At 70.4% G+C, this 16640-nt stretch carries 17 protein-coding genes and 1 pseudogene; 11 read left to right on the top strand and 7 right to left on the bottom strand.

Translation table 11 applies throughout. The annotated features are described in order from the left end of the window. Positions 1 to 30 precede the first annotated feature (30 nt). Positions 31 to 702 carry a FadR/GntR family transcriptional regulator gene (locus ACGFIB_RS24090; protein ID WP_142572093.1) on the top strand — a complete coding sequence of 224 codons (672 nt, stop codon included), beginning with the start codon at positions 31 to 33 and terminating at the stop codon, positions 700 to 702. A gap of 115 nt (positions 703 to 817) precedes the next feature. Here the strand turns inward: ACGFIB_RS24090 and ACGFIB_RS24095 are convergent, their stop codons facing one another. After that, a complete protein-coding gene (locus tag ACGFIB_RS24095) occupies positions 818 to 1162 on the bottom strand; it encodes an MmcQ/YjbR family DNA-binding protein (RefSeq protein ID WP_357246425.1) in 345 nt (114 codons plus the stop codon). 200 nt (positions 1163 to 1362) lie between these two features. Between ACGFIB_RS24095 and ACGFIB_RS24100 the strand changes: the two genes are divergently transcribed. Next, a complete protein-coding gene (locus ACGFIB_RS24100) occupies positions 1363 to 2568 on the top strand; it encodes a cytochrome P450 (protein WP_357246428.1) in 1206 nt (401 codons plus the stop codon). A gap of 179 nt (positions 2569 to 2747) precedes the next feature. Then, complete coding sequence (locus tag ACGFIB_RS24105) at positions 2748 to 3719, top strand: type IV toxin-antitoxin system AbiEi family antitoxin (protein WP_357246431.1); 972 nt, start codon at positions 2748 to 2750, stop codon at positions 3717 to 3719. Between the two features lie 218 nt (positions 3720 to 3937). Here the strand turns inward: ACGFIB_RS24105 and ACGFIB_RS24110 are convergent, their stop codons facing one another. Continuing rightward, positions 3938 to 4963 carry a GDP-mannose 4,6-dehydratase gene (locus ACGFIB_RS24110; RefSeq protein WP_142572097.1) on the bottom strand — a complete coding sequence of 342 codons (1026 nt, stop codon included), beginning with the start codon at positions 4961 to 4963 and terminating at the stop codon, positions 3938 to 3940. Positions 4964 to 5218: 255 nt separating this feature from the next. Between ACGFIB_RS24110 and ACGFIB_RS24115 the strand changes: the two genes are divergently transcribed. The 3 genes from ACGFIB_RS24115 to ACGFIB_RS24125 are packed head-to-tail and all read left to right on the top strand — an operon-like array spanning position 5219 to position 8277. Further along, complete coding sequence (locus ACGFIB_RS24115) at positions 5219 to 6460, top strand: glycosyltransferase family 4 protein (protein ID WP_223853552.1); 1242 nt, start codon at positions 5219 to 5221, stop codon at positions 6458 to 6460. Positions 6461 to 6505: 45 nt separating this feature from the next. Further along, on the top strand, positions 6506 to 7219 hold the full coding sequence (locus tag ACGFIB_RS24120; protein WP_142572099.1) for a class I SAM-dependent methyltransferase: 714 nt from the start codon (positions 6506 to 6508) through the stop codon (positions 7217 to 7219). Then, positions 7216 to 8277 (top strand): glucosidase family protein, encoded by a 1062-nt coding sequence (locus ACGFIB_RS24125; protein WP_357260568.1) that lies wholly within the window; start codon positions 7216 to 7218, stop codon positions 8275 to 8277. Before ACGFIB_RS24120 ends, ACGFIB_RS24125 begins: the two co-directional genes overlap by 4 nt. A gap of 46 nt (positions 8278 to 8323) precedes the next feature. Here ACGFIB_RS24125 and ACGFIB_RS24130 read toward each other — a convergent pair whose 3' ends face one another. Further along, positions 8324 to 8953, bottom strand: a complete 630-nt coding sequence (locus tag ACGFIB_RS24130; protein WP_357246441.1) for a class I SAM-dependent methyltransferase — start codon at positions 8951 to 8953, stop codon at positions 8324 to 8326. Between the two features lie 82 nt (positions 8954 to 9035). On the opposite strand from ACGFIB_RS24130, the gene ACGFIB_RS24135 reads away from it, so the two are divergent. From ACGFIB_RS24135 to ACGFIB_RS24155, 5 genes are all read left to right on the top strand, one after another. Further along, on the top strand, positions 9036 to 9530 hold the full coding sequence (locus ACGFIB_RS24135) for a pyridoxamine 5'-phosphate oxidase family protein (RefSeq protein WP_393375059.1): 495 nt from the start codon (positions 9036 to 9038) through the stop codon (positions 9528 to 9530). Between the two features lie 21 nt (positions 9531 to 9551). Further along, positions 9552 to 9746: a ferredoxin gene (locus tag ACGFIB_RS24140; RefSeq protein ID WP_030506197.1), complete on the top strand. Its 195-nt coding sequence runs from the start codon at positions 9552 to 9554 to the stop codon at positions 9744 to 9746. A 50-nt stretch (positions 9747 to 9796) separates the two neighbouring features. Next, positions 9797 to 10882: a Zn-dependent alcohol dehydrogenase gene (locus ACGFIB_RS24145; protein WP_357017808.1), complete on the top strand. Its 1086-nt coding sequence runs from the start codon at positions 9797 to 9799 to the stop codon at positions 10880 to 10882. 70 nt (positions 10883 to 10952) lie between these two features. Further along, positions 10953 to 11447, top strand: a complete 495-nt coding sequence (locus ACGFIB_RS24150; protein ID WP_393375062.1) for an MSMEG_6728 family protein — start codon at positions 10953 to 10955, stop codon at positions 11445 to 11447. Positions 11448 to 11530: 83 nt separating this feature from the next. Next, a complete protein-coding gene (locus ACGFIB_RS24155; RefSeq protein WP_393375065.1) occupies positions 11531 to 12970 on the top strand; it encodes an AAA family ATPase in 1440 nt (479 codons plus the stop codon). 70 nt (positions 12971 to 13040) lie between these two features. Here the strand turns inward: ACGFIB_RS24155 and ACGFIB_RS24160 are convergent, their stop codons facing one another. The 4 genes and pseudogenes from ACGFIB_RS24160 to ACGFIB_RS24175 all read right to left on the bottom strand — a co-directional run. Beyond that, positions 13041 to 14051: a sugar phosphate isomerase/epimerase family protein gene (locus ACGFIB_RS24160; protein ID WP_393375068.1), complete on the bottom strand. Its 1011-nt coding sequence runs from the start codon at positions 14049 to 14051 to the stop codon at positions 13041 to 13043. Then, the gene (locus ACGFIB_RS24165; RefSeq protein WP_229689818.1) at positions 14048 to 15232 is read right to left on the bottom strand and encodes a Gfo/Idh/MocA family protein; all 1185 of its coding nucleotides are present in this window, start codon (positions 15230 to 15232) and stop codon (positions 14048 to 14050) included. Before ACGFIB_RS24165 ends, ACGFIB_RS24160 begins: the two co-directional genes overlap by 4 nt. A 16-nt stretch (positions 15233 to 15248) precedes the next feature. Further along, positions 15249 to 16313 carry a substrate-binding domain-containing protein gene (locus ACGFIB_RS24170; protein WP_189105017.1) on the bottom strand — a complete coding sequence of 355 codons (1065 nt, stop codon included), beginning with the start codon at positions 16311 to 16313 and terminating at the stop codon, positions 15249 to 15251. Between the two features lie 126 nt (positions 16314 to 16439). After that, positions 16440 to 16640 (bottom strand): annotated as a pseudogene (locus tag ACGFIB_RS24175) (ABC transporter permease); the annotation flags it as partial.

Consider the following 16640-nt stretch of genomic DNA (forward strand, 5'->3'; position numbering starts at 1 on the left):
GGGCGAAGGCGCGCGGCAGGGGGACGGGGCATGGCGGTCACCGACGCGGCGATCAGCAGCATCAAGGACATGATCCTCTCGGGTGAGCTGGGTCCGGGCGACCGGCTACCCCGGGAGGCGGACCTGGCCGAGCGGCTGGGGCTGTCGCGCAACTCGCTTCGGGAGGCGGTCCGCGCGCTGGCCCTGATCAACGTGCTCGACGTGCGGCAGGGCGACGGCACCTATGTCACCAGCCTGGAGCCGGGCCTGCTGCTGGACGCCCTGTCGTTCGTGGTCGGCTTCCACCAGGACGACACCGTCCTGCAGTTCTTCGAGGTGCGGCGCATCCTCGAACCCGCGGCCACCGCGATGGCCGCGACCCGGATGACCGACGAGGACATCGCCGAGCTGCGCGGCATCCTCGACACGTTCCCCGAGCAGCCGAGCACGGAGGATTTCGTCGCCAACGACCTGCGGTTCCACCAGCGGATCGCCGAGGGCGCCGGCAACCCTGTGCTCAGCTCGCTCATCGAGAGCATCTCCGGCCCGACCGCGCGGGCCCGCATCTGGCGCGGCCTCACCCAGGAGGGCGCGGCCGAGACGACGCGGGCGCAGCACGCCGCCATCTTCGAGGCCATCGCGGGCCGCCGGCCGGAGATCGCCCAGGCCTGGGCCGCCGTCCACATCGCGGGCGTCGAGGAGTGGCTGCGCCGCGCGCTGTGACGGAGGGCGGGAGGTCCACCGGCCTCGGCCGGGCCTGGTCACTGCGCCCGAAGGCACCCCCGGTCCTCGCGAAGCCCGCTGCCCTCGCGCCCGGTGAACGTGTGCCGACAGGACGCTAGGCGCGGGATTCGTGCGCTTCGACGAGGGACTTCGGCGCGGTGAGGCACCACGCCTCGGTGACCAGCTCGAACAGCTCATCAGCGTCGATCTTCGCGAGATGGACCACGACCCAGCCGAAACGTCCGGCGGTGAACTGCGGCTCGAACACCTCGGGCCGCTCGGCCACCAGCGCGATCTGCTCCTCGATCGTCGCCTTGAGGCCCACCGTCTCGGTGCGCTCCCACAGATAGCCGAAACCCTTGCCACGCACCTTGAACGAGATCCAGTCGCCGCCCTCGCCCTTGCTCACCTCGGGCAACCGGTCCAGCATGGCGAGAAACCCCTCAACGCTCACACCCATGCGCCCAGTCGTACCAGAGCCCCCCGACAATGCGGCGGCGGCGATCCGTCACCTCCGGGCCGCTTGACGGACCGTCGCGTCCGTAATAGAACACGTTCCAGAAAGCATGCGGACGAACGAGTGACCGAACCACTCGCCGAGCGCCGGTAGAGCGATCGTCCCTCTTACCAAGGGCAGCCGAACCCGATTAGGTAGGTGCCATGGAAATCAACCTCGTCGACAAGGACCGCTACGCGCAGAGCGGGGTGCCGTACGACCAGCTCCGCTGGCTCAGGGACAACGCGCCCGTCTACCGGCACGAGGGGCAGGGCGACTGGCCCGGATTCTGGGCGGTCACCAAGCACGCGGACGTCGTCCACGTCTCCCGTAACTCCGACCTGTTCTCATCGGCACGGAAACTGGCGCTGTTCGACGAGATGCCCGAGGAGCAGCGCGAGGTCCAGCGGCTGATGATGCTCAACCAGGACCCGCCCGACCACACCCGGCGCCGCTCGCTGGTCAACCGCGGCTTCACCCCGCGCCAGATCGGGCGGCTTGAGGGGCACATCCGGGACATCTGCCACGCCCTGATGGACGAGGTCCAGGACAAGCCCGGGGTCGACTTCGTGCGGGACATCGCCGCGCCGCTCCCGCTGTATGTGATCTGCGAGCTGCTCGGCGCGCCGGTCGAGGACCGGGACAAGATCTTCGAGTGGTCCAACCGCATGATCGGCAGCGACGATCCCGACTACTCCACCAGTCCGGATCAGGGGCGGGACGCCGCCCTCGAGGTCTACTCGTACGCCCACACGCTGGCCGCGGCGCGCAGGCAGGACCCGCGCGACGACATCGTCACCAAACTCCTGCAGCCCGACGAGGACGGGCAGACGCTGACCGAGGACGAGTTCGACCTGTTCGTCCTGCTGCTGATCGTGGCGGGCAACGAGACCACCAGGAACGCGGCCTCCGGGGGCATGCTGACCCTCTTCGAGCACCCGGACCAGTGGAAGCGGCTGGTGGACGACCCCTCCCTCGCCGGGACGGCCGCCGACGAGATCGTGCGCTGGGTGTCCCCGATCAACATCTTCCGGCGTACGGCCACGGCGGACACCGAGATCCGCGGTCAGAAGATCGCCGAGGGCGACAAGGTGGTGGTCTTCTACGCCTCGGCCAACCGGGACGAGGAGGTCTTCGAGCGGCCCGACGAGTTCGACATCGGCCGCTCCCCCAACCCGCAGATCGGCTTCGGCGGCGGCGGGGCGCACTTCTGCCTCGGCAACCACCTGGCCAAGCTGGAGCTTCGGGTGCTGTTCGAGGTGCTGGCCCAGCGTCTGCCCGGCATCCGGCAGAACGGCGAGGCGAGGCGGCTGAGGTCCAACTTCATCAACGGCATCAAAACCCTCCCCATCACCCCCCACCCCGCGTGATCTTGTAGTTTGTCGCACGTGGTGGCGCTGACCTGGCGCTTCGGTTGGCGTGATCTTGCACATCCTCCCGCCACACTCCCCTGACCTGCACAAATGCCGCACTTGACCTTGCAGTGAGTTATCCACAGGGCACGGGGAACCGGCGTCGAGGAGCGACACGCGCGCGCACGATCTGAGCCATGGAGGAGTATCTTTCGTCGCCACTCGCCCCCGCGTACGGCCTGGGCCGGCACGACCTGTCGCGACTGGTCGCCAGCGGCAGGTTCTGGCGGCCCACTCGTGGGGGCTATTACGCGGGCCCCGACCCCCGAGCCCTCGCCGTACGCGCACACGCGCTCGGCATCACGTCCCGGGACGTCGTCGCGTGCCGCAGGACGGCCGCCTGGCTCTGGGGGCTCGACGTGCTGCCGCCCGGAAAACGACAGGACGAGTGGCCCGTCGAGGTCGTCGTACCGGGAGGCGCCCGTACGCCCCCGCGCAGAGCACACGTGATCGGACGGCAGAGCGATCGGCTGCCGCCCGGCGACGTCACCTCGGTCGGTGGAGTCACGGTGACGACGCAGGAGCGTACGGCGCTCGACTGCGCCCGCTGGCTGCCGCGTCTGGAGGCCGTCGCGGCGCTCGACCAGTTCCTCGCGCGCGGGGTGGCGAGGGAGCGGCTGCGTGCGCGAGCGGCGGAGCTCAGCGGACGACGGAACGCGAGGCGACTGCGCGAGGCCATCGCCCTCGGTGATGCCGGTGCGCAGAGCCCGCCGGAGAGCTGGGTCAGAGTCCTCGTCGTCGACGCCGGGCTTCCCCGCCCGCGGCCGCAGGTCCGCGTGGAGCTACCGGAGAAGCGCGTCGCCTACCTGGACATGGGCGTCGAACGGTACCGCGTCGGCATCGAGTACGACGGCCACGACCACCACAGCAGCGTCGAGGACAGGGCTCACGACGAGTGGAGGCGAGCGCAGATCCGCCGCCTGGGGTGGCGGCTGGTGATCGTCCGGAAGAACGAGCTGTTCGGCAGCCCCGCGACCTTCCTCGAACGCGTCGCGGAACGGCTGTGGGAGAGTGGCTGGCGGCCGACTCCGGGAGAGTCCCTGCAACTGCAGCGCCAGCTTCGCCTGCTCGGCAGCCCCGAGGCACGCTATCGGCGGTACGCGGCTTGATCCCCGCCTGACCTGACCGCCGCCCGCGTACGGCTGGCCTCGTACGCGGGCACAGTCATGCCCAAAACCGATGCAAGATCACGAGCGGAATCGGCGCACGTCAGCGGCACATTAGGCCGAAAACTGCATGATCACGGAGGGCGGAAGCCCAGGCCTGCGCCGCCGCCTGCGACAAACTACAAGATCACGGCGGGTGAGGGCTGGGGAGGACGGGGGAGTTATGTCCAGGAGGAGTCTTGTTCGGGGTCGCCGCCGTCGGCGAGCAGGCGCAGGTCGGCCTCGACCATCGTCGCCACGAGTTCCTCGAACGACACCGTCGGCTCCCAGCCGAGCTGGGTGCGGGCCTTCTTCGGGTCCGCGCACAGCAGATCGACCTCCGCCGGACGGTGCAGGGACGTGTCGCAGACGACGTGCCGCTCCCAGTCCAGATCGGCGGCGGCGAACGCCGCCTCGACCAGCTCGCGCACGGAGTGCGTGCGCCCGGTGCCGATGACGTAGTCCTCGGGGTCGGCGGCCGACAGCATCATGTGCATGGCCCGGACGAAGTCGCCGGCGTACCCCCAGTCGCGCCGCGCCTCCAGGTTGCCCAGACGCAGTTCCGCGGCCATGCCGAGCTTGATCCGCGCGACCCCGAGCGAGACCTTGCGGGTGACGAACTCGGCCCCCCGCCGGGGCGACTCGTGGTTGAACAGGATGCCCGACACCGCGAACATCCCGTACGACTCGCGGTAGTTCTGCGTGAGGAAGTGCCCGTACGCCTTGGCCACGCCGTACGGCGACCTGGGGTGGAAGGGGGTGCGTTCGGTCTGCGGCGTCTCCCTGACCTGGCCGAACATCTCCGAGGACGACGCCTGGTAGAAGCGGATCTGCCCGGCCGACGAGCCGCGCGAGGCGGTGATCCCCGAGCAGACGCGGATGGCCTCCAGCACGCGGAGCACGCCCATGCCGGTCACCTCGGCGGTCAGCTCGGCCTGCTCCCACGACATGGGCACGAAGGAGATGGCGCCCAGGTTGTAGACCTCGTCCGGCTGCACCTTCTCCACCGCCGAGATCAGCGAACCCTGGTCGAGCAGGTCGCCGCGGACCAGCCGTACGTCCTGCAGGAGCCGGCGCACGCGCGGGACGCGGGGGTTGGCCTGCCCGCGGACCAGGCCCCAGACCTCGTATCCCTCGCTCAGCAGGTGCTCTGCGAGATAGGAGCCGTCCTGACCGGTGATGCCGGTGATCAGCGCACGCCTGGCCAACGGATCCTCCTCGTAGCGCCCAACTTGGCCTATGAGAGGCGAATGTACCGCCCTGCCCGCCCGCGACTACATACGCGCTCCTAGAACGCGTTACACCGAATCTCGTTCGAGTAAGCCAACGCCCCAGGTCGGGCAGGGTGAGAGTCGATCGAGGACCCTTTCCACCTCAGCTACCCCACATAACGGCAAATGGTAGTGTTCCTGGCAGCAGCCCCACGGGGGCACGGCGGGAAACCGGCTGGAAAGGGGTGCCTCTTGGCGGAGAGGCTGCGAGTCGCGCTGCTGTCCTACCGCAGCAAGCCCACCTGCGGCGGCCAGGGGGTGTACCTGCGCCACATAAGCCGCGAGCTCGTCGCTCTGGGCCACCACGTCGAGGTCTTCTCCGGCCAGCCCTACCCCGAGCTGGACGACGGCGTGATCCTCAACAAGGTGCCGAGCCTGGACCTCTACCGCGACGAGGATCCGTTCCGCACGCCGAAGCGCGACGAATACCGCGACTGGATCGACGCGCTCGAAGTCGCCACGATGTGGACGGCCGGCTTCCCCGAGCCCCTGACGTTCAGCCTGCGGGCCTACCGGGAGCTGAAGAGGCGGCGGGGCGACTTCGACGTCGTCCAGGACAACCAGACGCTGGGCTACGGCCTGCTCGGCATCCAGCGGCTGTTCCCCGTGGTCGGCACCATCCACCACCCCATCAGCGTGGACCGGCGGATCGAGCTGAAGGCCGCCAAGGGCTGGAAGCGGCTGTCGATGCGCCGCTGGTACGGCTTCGTGCGCATGCAGAGCATCGTCGCGCCCCGGCTGAGCCCGATCCTGACCGTCAGCGAGTCGTCGCTCGCCGACATCCACCGCGACTTCAACGTGCCGCAGTCCAACATGCGGCTGATCCCACTCGGCGTCGACACGCGGTTCTTCCACCCCCGGCCGGCGTCGCCGAAGCGGGAGAACTCGATCGTCGCCGTGGCCAGCGCCGACTCGCCCATGAAGGGCGTGGCGACCCTGCTGCGGGCGGTCGCCAAGCTCGCCACCGAGCGCGAGGTCAACCTCACCGTGGTGAGCAGGCCCACCCCCGGAGGCCCCACCGAACAGCTCGTCAACGAGCTGTCGCTGCACGAGCGTGTGCGGTTCGTGCACGGCATCCCCGACGAGGAGCTGGCCGAGCTGATCGCCACCTCCGAGGTCGCGGTGGTCCCCTCGCTCTACGAGGGGTTCTCGCTGCCGGCCGTCGAGCACATGGCGTGCGGCACGCCGCTGGTCGCCTCGCGTACGGGCGCCCTGCCCGAGGTCGTCGGCGACGCTGCCGTGCAGGTCGCTCCGGGAGACCCCGAGGAGCTGGCCGCCGTGCTGCGCCGCCTGCTCGACTCCCCCGAGGAGCGCGCCGAGTTCGGCCGGCGCGGCTACGACCGCGTGATGGAGCGGTACGCGTGGCCGGTCGTCGCCCGCCGCACGGTCGAGGCCTACCACGAGGCCATCGCCGCCCGGCGCGCCTCCCGCTGAACGTCTCCCGGTGACTCCCCAGAAATCACGAAAGGCAGGCACCGCGTGCTGACCGTCGACTTCAACCGGCTGCCCGTCGGACCGGGCGACCGCGTCCTCGACCTCGGGGCCGGCGGTGGCCGGCACGCCTTCGAGGTGCTGCGCCGGGGCGCCGACGTGGTCGCCTTCGACATGGACGCCACCGAGATGGAGAGCGTGGCGGCCATGTTCGCGGCCATGGGCAAGGAGGGCGAGGTGCCGGCGGGCGCGACCGGGGACACCGTCGTCGGCGACGCCCTCGACATGCCCTTCCCCGACGCGTCGTTCGACCGCGTCATCGCCGCCGAGGTGCTTGAGCACATCCCCGACGACATGGCCGCGATGCGCGAGATCGTACGCGTGCTGAAGCCGGGCGGCCGGGCCGCGATCACGGTGCCGAGCTTCCTGCCGGAGCGGATCTGCTGGGCCCTGTCGGAGGACTACCACACCGCCCCCGGCGGACATATCCGGATTTATACGTTGGCGGAGCTCCAGGCGAAGCTGAAGGCCTCCGGGCTTGAGGTCGGCGGCCACCACTACGCCCACGGCCTGCACTCGCCGTACTGGTGGATCAAGTGCGCGGTCGGGGTGAACGACGACCGGCATCCGCTGGCCAAGGCCTACCACGAGCTTCTCGTCTGGGACATCATGAAGCGTCCCCTCGCCACCCGGCTGGCCGAGGCCGTGCTCAACCCCCTGATCGGCAAGAGCGTCGTGGTCTACGTCCGGAAACCCGCATGACGCGGGTGCCGGACCTTCCGGGGATCATCACCGCAGAGCAGGTCGTCCGTACGGCCGGGAGCATCGCCGCGATCCAGGACGACCAGGGCGGCGTCCCCTGGCCCGAGGGCCACATCGACGCGTGGAACCACATCGAGTGCCTGATGGCGCTGACCGTGGCCGGGCTGCGCGCCGAAGCCCGCAAGGGCTACGACTGGCTCGTACGGCACCAGCGCCCGGACGGCTCCTGGCCGATGAAGGTCCGCGACGGCGAGCCCGCCGAGGCGGCCGGCGAGTCGAACCACGCGGCGTACATCGCGGTGGGGGTCTGGCACCACCTGCTGGTGACCGGCGACGAGGACTTCGCCCGGGCGATGTGGCCGGTGGTGGCGCGGGCCCTCGACTTCGTCGTCGGCCTGCAGACCGCGCGCGGCGAGATCGTCTGGCAGCGCGACGCCGAAGGGCGTCCGGCGGACTACGCCCTTCTCACCGGGTGCTCGTCCATCCACCAGGGCCTGCGGTGCGGGGCGCTGCTCGCCGAGCGGCTGGGCGACCCGCAGCCCGACTGGGAGCTCGCCGCCGACCAGCTCGGCCACGTGATCGCCGATCACCCGGAGGCGTTCGCCGACAAGAGCCGGTTCTCGATGGACTGGTACTACCCCGTGCTCGGCGGCGCCGTGCGCGGGGACGCGGCGGCCCGGCGGTTCGACCAGGAGTGGGACACCTTCGTCGTGCCCGGCCTCGGCGCGCGCTGCGTCAGCGACCAGCCCTGGGTGACCGGCGCGGAGTCGTGCGAACTGGTGCTCGCGCTCGACGCCGCCGGGCAGCGGGACCGCGCGCTGGCGGTGTTCGCCGACATGCAGCACCTGCGCCACGAGGACGGCTCCTACTGGACCGGCTGGCAGTTCGTGAACGAGCGGCACTTCCCCGACGAGCGGTCGGGATACACGGCCGCCGCGGTGGTGCTCGCCGCGGACACCCTCGCCCGCGCGACCCCCGGCTCGGGGATCTTCCGTGACGCCGGCGGCCGGGAGGCCCGCATCACCGGCGAGTGCGGCTGCGAGCGCGCCCGCGCCTGACCGGACGGCGCGCACGGCCGAGCCGGGCTCCCGGCCGGGTTCACCGTCAGACGCGCTCCAGCACGCGCAGCGACCCGGTCACGCGCGCCTCGCGGAAGTCGCCCGACTCCAGGGCGCGCAGGTAGACGCGATAGGGCGCCTGCCCGCCGTCGGCCGGGTCGGGGTAGATGTCGTGGAAGACCAGCGCGCCGCCCCGCATGAGATGGGGCGCCCATCCCTCGTAGTCGGCCGTCACCGGCTCCTCCGAGTGGCCGCCGTCGATGAACAGCACCGACAGCGGGGTGGACCAGTGGCGTGCGACCGTGGCCGACGCGCCCACGATCGCGATCACCTCGTCCTCCAGGCCGGCGGCGGCGATCGTGTCGCGGAAGAATGGCAGCGAGTCCATCCGCCCGGTCTTCGGGTCCACCAGGTCCGGGTCGTGGTGCGGCCAGCCCGGCTGGATCTCCTCGGAGCCGCGGTGGTGGTCCACCGTGAAGACCACCGTGCCCGCCCGCCGCGCCCCGGCGCCCAGGTAGATCGCCGACTTGCCGCAGTACGTGCCGACCTCGCAGATCGGCCCGCGGGAGCCGTACGCGCAGGCGATCTCGTACAGAGCCTGGCCCTCGGCGGGCGGCATGAACCCGCGCGCCTGTTCGGCGGTGCGGCGCAGGTCGTCGGGCATCGGGGTCACCATGCCGGGCACCCTACCCAACAGGCCGAATCATGTTCGGAACTGCCCCTTGTCCCCCCTGATGCAACATGTTCTACTTTGCTTCGTGAACCAGCGCGCCCGCATCGCGATGAGCGAGGAAGAGATCGCTGAGCTCCTGCGGGACGCCCGCAAACTCCAGCTCGGCACGATCAATCCCGACGGCACGCCCCACCTGGTCACGATGTTCCACGGACTCGACGACGGCCGCGTCACGTTCTGGACGTACGCCAAGTCGCAGAAGGCCCGCAACATCGAGCGCGACCCGCGGGTGAGCTGCCTGATCGAGACCGGGGACGAGTACGCGCGGCTACGCGGCGTGCTCCTCTACGGCAGGGCGCGGCTGATCGACGACCCGGCGGCCGTCCTGGAGGTCGGCCTGGGCGTCACCCGGCGGATGACCGGCATGCCCGTCGAGGGCCCCGAGGCGCGGGCGCACGTCGAGCACACCGCGCGCAAGCGCGTGGCCTACCTGGTCGAGTCGGCCCGCGTCGTTTCCTGGGACCACCGCAGGCTCGGCGGTGATCTCGGCGGCGATAGCGTGAACTCCAGCGCGACGTGACGCACAGGAGGAGGACCCACCATGAAGATCAAGGTCGACTACGACGTGTGTGAGGCCAACGCCGTCTGCATGGGCCTGGCGCCCGAGGTCTTCGAGGTCGACGACGAGGACAACCTCCACGTGCTGATGCCCGAACCGCCCGCCGAACTGCTCGACCGGGTCCGCCACGCGGTCCGGTCCTGCCCCAAGGCCGCGCTGTCGCTCGAGGACGAGTGACGCGCGGCACCCACCCCTGAAAGACCAGCCTGAAAGACCGGGAGGTCCTCATGCGCGGCGCGCTTCTCCACGCGGTCGGCGACGAAAAGCTCGACATCAGAGACGACTTCACGCTGACGCCGGTCGGCCCGGGTGACGTCCGGGTGCGGGTGAGGGCCACCGGCGTCTGCCACTCCGACCTCTCGGTGCTCACCGGCGTGCTCCCCATGCCGCTCCCGATCATCCCTGGTCACGAGGGCGCGGGCGAGGTCGTCGAGGTGGGCGACGGCGTGACCGCCGTGCAGCCGGGCGACCACGTCATCATCAACTGGACGCCGGCCTGCGGCGACTGCCCGAGCTGCGTGGACGGCCAGCCGAACCTCTGCATGACGTACATGATGAGGAGCTTCACCGAGCCGCGGTTCCTGTTCGGCGGGCAGACCCCGGCGTTCGGCATGGCCGGGTGCGGCACCTGGGCCGAGGAGATCATCGTCCCGTGGCAGGGCGCGATCAGGGTCGACCCCGACGTGCCGTACGAGGTGGCGGCGCTGATCGGCTGCGGCATCACGACGGGTGTCGGCGCGGTGCTCAACACCGCGAAGGTGCGCCCCGGCGCGACCGTCGCGGTCGTCGGCTGTGGCGGCGTCGGCCTGTCCGTGATCCAGGGCGCCCGCATCTCCGGCGCGACCACGATCCTCGCGATCGACCCGCTGGAGTCCAAGCACGCGCTCGCGAAGAAAGTCGGCGCCACCCACGCCTGCACCCCCGACCAGCTCATGGACGCCATCGGCACGCTGACCGGCGGCCGGGGCTTCGACCACGGCTTCGAGGTGGTGGGCAAGTCGGCCGCCATCATGACGGCCTGGCAGGCGACGCGGCGCGGCGGCGACGTCATCGTCGTCGGCGCGGGCGCCATGGACGACCACGTGCCGCTGACCGCCTTCAACCTGCTGTTCGAGGGCAAGAACATCCTCAGCTCGCTGTACGGCGACGCCGACGTCCGCAGGGACTTCCCGCGCTTCGTGAACCTCTACAAGGCGGGCAAGCTCGACCTGGACAGCATGATCAGCTCCCGCATCAGGATCGGCGACCTCAACGACGCCGTCGACGCCCTGCGCGGCGGCGAGGTGCTCCGGCAGATCGTGCTGTTCGACTGACACCGCCCCGCCGGAGATCTCCCCGGCGCGGGGGATATCTCCGGCGGGCCGGGGTAACCCGAGCGGCGACATGCAGACGTTCCTGCCCTACCCGGACTTCGCGGCCACCGCCCGCGTCCTCGACCCGCTCCGCCTCGGCAAGCAGCGGGTCGAGGCCCTGCAGGTCCTGCGCACGCTCACCGTTCCCGGTTACGGCTGGCGGCACCACCCCGTGGCGCACATGTGGGCCGGGTACGAGGAGGCGCTGGTCCGCTACGGCCTGGAGATCGTGACGGCCTGGTGCGACCTGGGCCGCGCCGACACCTGCGCCAAGACGATGACCACGGAACTGCTCGGCTGCCGGGGTATCGACACGCCCCGCGCCCAGGAGGCCCTCGCGGCGGCGGGCGAACTGCCGCCGTGGCTCGGCGATCCCGCCCTCCACCTCAGCCACCGCTCGGCCCTGCTGCGCAAGAACCCGGAGTTCTACGGCCCGAAGTTCCCCGGAGACCCCGACGACCTCCCCTACGTCTGGCCCGACTCCGACCGCGTCAACGCCCTGCTCCCACCCCGCCGGAGCATGTAGCCCTGCTCGTACGGCCCTGTCCGCACCGTGAGTGTGTAGATTGCATCTACGTAGATGTCATCTACCTAAGAGGCATGGTGAGCGTGGTTCCTTTCATCGGCCGGCGGCGGGAGCTGGCCGCCCTGACCAAGCGCCTCGACCGGGTCCGGCGGTCGGGTGCCGGCTCCGCCATGGCCATCAGGGGACGCCGCCAGGTCGGCAAGTCCCGGCTCGTGCAGGAGTTCTGCGACAAGGCCGAGACGCCGTACCTCTTCTTCACCGCGACCAAGGGGATGTCGCCGGTCGAGGCGGTCGAGGCGTTCTGCGCCGAGCTCAAGGAGTCGTGCCTGCCCGCCGATCCCGAGCAGGTCGTCCGTGTCACCAGCGGAAGCTGGCCGGAGGCGTTCCGCGTGCTGCACTCGGCGATCCCGCCGACCCCCTCGATCGTCGTCGTCGACGAGATGCCCTGGCTGGCGGAACAGGACGACCTGTTCGACGGCGCGCTGCAGACGGCCTGGGACCGGCTCCTGGCGGCCAAGCCCGTTCTCCTGCTCCTGCTCGGCAGCGACCTTCACATGATGGAACGGCTGACCGCCTACGACCGGCCGTTCTACGGGCGCGCCGACACCATGGCGCTCGACCCGCTGGATCCCGCGGAGACGGCCGGGGCGCTGGGCCTGACCGGAGGGGACGCGATCGACGCGTACCTCGCCAGTGGAGGGCTGCCCGGGATCCTGCGCGCCTGGCCGCACGGCACTCCCCCACTCGAGTTCATCCGGCAGGAGTGCGAGGATCCGGCGTCCCCCCTGTTCGGCGTGCCCGAATCCGTCCTGCTCGCGGAATTTCCCGCGCCCGACCAGGCCCGCCGGGTGCTGGAAGCGGTCGGCAGCGGCGACAGGACGCACGCCGCCGTCGCCGCGACGGCGGGCGGGCGCGAGGGACCGCTGCAGTCCGGGTCGCTCTCGCCTCTCCTCCGCAGGCTCACCGACGAGAAGCGCGTCCTGGCGATGGACGAGCCGTTGTCCGTCCAGCCCGGGAAACCGGCGCTCTACCGCATCCGCGATCACAACCTGCGGATGTACCTGGGCGTCCTGCGCGCCGCGGCGGAACACTCGCATCGGGGACGGCCCGATCTCGCCTTCGGACTCGTACGGCGACGCTGGGCGAGCCTGCGGGAGCGGGCCGTCGAACCGATCGTCAGACAGGCGCTGGGCATGGCCGCCGCGGCGGGAGAACTGCCCTGGCCGGACACGGAGGCCGTCGGCGGATGGTGGAACCGCCGATTCTCCCCGGAAGTGGACCTGGTCGGAGCGGACCGGGCACCGGTGGCACGGCGGGTGCTGTTCGCGGGCTCGATCAAGTGGCTCGGCACGCCGTTCGACGGCCACGATCTTGCCGCGCTGCGCCGCGACGCCGTACAGGTGCCGGGCTTCGACGCGGAGGCGGGCGGACTCGCGGTGGTGTCGCTGTCCGGGGTCCATCCCTCGGTGGAAGGCGTCGGCCTAGTGTGGGGCGCCGACGACGTGCTCGCGGCGTGGGGGTGAGGCCGCGCCGGAGGGCCGGGTGGCGAAGACGCCACCCGGCCCCGGACCTCACGAGAGCTGGGAAGAGAGGTCAGCTCTCGGAGGAGAAGGCGGCGTCGAAGGCGGCGTCCGGCGGGGTGATCGCGTTGAGCGAGCGGATGTAGGCGAGGGCCTCGGGTGCGCCGTGCAGCCGGTCCATGCCCGCGTCCTCCCACTCGACGGAGATCGGGCCGTCGTAACCGATGTGGTTGAGCGCCCGGAAGCACTCCTCCCACGGCACGTCGCCCCGGCCGGTGGACACGAAGTCCCACCCACGGCGGGGATCGGCCCAGGCCAGGTGCGAGGCCAGGCGACCGCGGCGGCCGTCGCGGGTGGCGACCCGGGCGTCCTTGCAGTCGACGTGGTAGATCTTGTCGGCGAAGTCGAGGATGAAGTTCGCCGGGTCAAGGCCCTGCCACACCATGTGCGAGGGGTCCCAGTTCAGCCCGAAGGCCGGCCGGTGACCGATGGCCTCCAGCGTCCGCACCGTGGTGTGGTAGTCGTAGGCGATCTCGCTGGGGTGCACCTCGTGCGCGAACCGCACCCCCACCTCGTCGAAGACGTCGAGGATCGGGTTGAAGCGGTCGGCGAAGTCGGCGTAGCCCGCCTCGATCATCGACGGCGGCACCGGCGGGAACATCGCCAGGGTGTGCCAGATGGAGGAGCCGGTGAAGCCCACCACGGTCGAGACGCCGAGCTTGGCCGCCGCGCGGGCGGTGTCCTTGAGTTCCTCGGCGGCGCGCTGCCGGACGCCTTCGGGTTCGCCGTCGCCCCAGATGCGGGCGGGCAGGATGCCCTTGTGGCGCTCATCGATGGGGTGGTCGCAGACGGCCTGGCTGAGGAGGTGGTTGGAGATCGTCCACACCCCGAGGTTGTACTTGGCCAGGGTCTCCTTCTTGCGCTCGACGTAGGAGTCGTCGGCCAGAGCCTTGTCGACCTCGAAGTGGTCGCCCCAGCAGGCGAGCTCCAGGCCGTCGTAGCCCCATTCGGAGGCCAGGCGGCAGACTTCCTCGAACGGCAGGTCCGCCCACTGCCCGGTGAACAACGTGACCGGCCTGGTCATGAATCCTCCACAGTCGTGAAGCGGCTGCCCTCAGCCGCGCTCTGCTCGACGGCCGCCAGCACCCGTTGCACCCGCAGCCCGTCCTCGAAGGACGGCGCCGGGTCGGTGCCGGCGGCGATCGCCTCCAGGAAGTCCTTCGCCTCGTGGACGAAGGTGTGCTCGTAGCCGAGGCCGTGACCCGGCGGCCACCACGCCCCGGCGTACGGGTGGTCCGGCTCGGTGACGAGGATCCGCCGGAAGCCCTGCTCGGCGCTGTCGATGGTGTGGTCGTGGAACCACAGCTCGTTCATCGCCTCGAAGTCGAAGGACAGGCTGCCCAGCGACCCGTTGACCTCGATGCGCAGCGCGTTCTTACGCCCGGTGGCGAACCGGGTGGCCTCGAACGAGGCCAGCGCCCCGCCGTCGAAGCGGCCGATGAACAACGCCGCGTCGTCCACCGTCACCTCGCCCATCTCACCGGCGCCGCCCTCGGCGGCCAGGCCGCTCGACCCTTCGGCGAGCGGACGCTCCTTGATGAAGGTCTCGGTGAGCGCGCTCACCCCCGTCAGCGACCGGCCGACGATGAACTGCGCGGTGTCGATGATGTGCGCGCCGATGTCGCCGAGAGCGCCGGACCCCGCCTTGTCCTTCTGGAGCCGCCAGACGAGGGGGAACTCCGGGTCGACGATCCAGTCCTGCAGGTACTGCGCCCGCACGTGCCGGATCTCCCCGAGCCTGCCCTCCTCGACGAACCGCCGGGCCAGCGCGACCGCGGGCACGCGGCGGTAGTTGAAGGCGACCATGCTGCGCACCCCGCGCGCCGCCGCCTCCTTCGCCGCCGCGGCCATGGCCTCGGCCTCGGCCACGGTGTTGGCCAGCGGCTTCTCGCACAGGACGTGCTTGCCCGCCGCCAGCGCCGCGATGGCGATCTCGGCGTGGCTGTCGCCCGGCGTGCAGATGTCGACGATCTGCACGTCGTCACGCTCGACGAGCCGCTTCCAGTCGGTCTCCACCGCCGCCCAGCCGAGCTTGTCCGCGGCTTCGGCCGTGGCACCGGGCGACCGGCCGGACAGGGCCGCCATGGCGGGCCTTACCGGCAGGTCGAAAACCGAGGCGACGTTCCGCCATGCCTGCGAGTGCACGCGTCCCATGAACGCGTACCCCACCATGCCGACACCGAGCGTCGGCCTGCTTTCTGTCACTAGATCATCCCCCGAATCAGGATTCGAAGCCGAACGGCAGATACTTGTCCACGTTGTCCTTGCTGATGGTCTCCGAGGACAGTGTGATCGACTGCGGCACCTCCTGCTCCAGCAGGTCGCTCATGCCCTTGCCCTGGGCGATGAGCCGGGCGATCTTGATCGCCGAGCCGGCCATCGTCGCGGGGTAGGTGACCGTCGCCTTCAGCACGCCGCTGTCGGCCTGGATGTCACGCATCGCGTTGGCAGAACCCGCACCGCCGACCATGAAGAACTCGTCGCGACCGGCCTCCTTGATCGCCGCCATCACGCCGATGCCCTGGTCGTCGTCGTGGTTCCAGATCGCGTCGATCTTCTTGTGCGCCTGCAGCAGATTGCTGGCCACCTGGGTGCCCGACTCCACCGTGAACTTGGCGTCCTGCTGCGCGGTCACCGTGAAACCGTAGGTCTTCAGCGCGTCGGCGAAGCCCTTGCTGCGGTCCTGGGTCAGCGGCAGCGTGGCGATGCCCTGGATCTCCAGGATTACCGGGTTGGAGACGCCCTTGTCCTTCAGCGTCTTGCCGATGAAGTGACCGGCCGCTACTCCCATGCCGTAGTTGTCGCCGCCGATCCAGGCACGGTAGGACAGCTTGTCGGGGAACACCCGGTCCACGTTGACCACCGGGATGCCCGCGTCCATGGCCTGCCGGGCGACCTGGTTGAGCTGCTCACCGTCGTTGGGCAGGATCACCAGCACGTTGACCTTGGCCTGGATCAGCGACTCCACCGCGGAGATCTGCTGGTTGATGTCGTTGGTCGGCTCGACCGCCTTCAACTCCACATCGGAGTACTGCTTGGCCGCGTCCGCCGCGTTCTTGGCGATGGCGGCGATCCAGCCGTGGTCGGCGGCCGGGGCCGAAAAGCCGATGACGACCTTGTCGCCCGGGGCCTCGTTCCCGCCCGTGGCCGCGGCGGTGGCGGCAGCGGCGGCCGGCGCGCTCGCCTGCGCCGCCGGCTCGTTGCTGGTGCAGGCCGTGACGAGGGCGCCCGCGCCGAGGACGGCTCCGCCGAGGAGGAAGCCTCGGCGGCCGGGATTCTGGGTCATGTCGTTCTCCCTTGCAATGGGGGGTGGAAAAGCAGGAAAGCGAGGAAAAGGGGCGTGTGCCGCCGGGACCGCGGCCGTAGAGCGGCGGACCTGGAAGATCGGGAAAGGAGCCGGGGGTGCCGGGGGTCAGGTGTGTGAGGCGAGGCTTCGCCGCTGCAGGAGCACCGCGACGACGATGATCGCGCCCTTGGCGACGAGCTGGTCGGCCGTGTTGAGGCCGTTGAGAATGAAAAGATTGGTGATCACCGTGAAGATCATCAGACCGAGGATCGAACCGATGATCGTGCCCCGGCCACCGGTCAGCAACGTCCCACCGATGATCACAGC

It is taken from the genome of Microbispora bryophytorum (assembly GCF_043197435.1).
Taxonomy (GTDB): domain Bacteria; phylum Actinomycetota; class Actinomycetes; order Streptosporangiales; family Streptosporangiaceae; genus Microbispora; species Microbispora bryophytorum.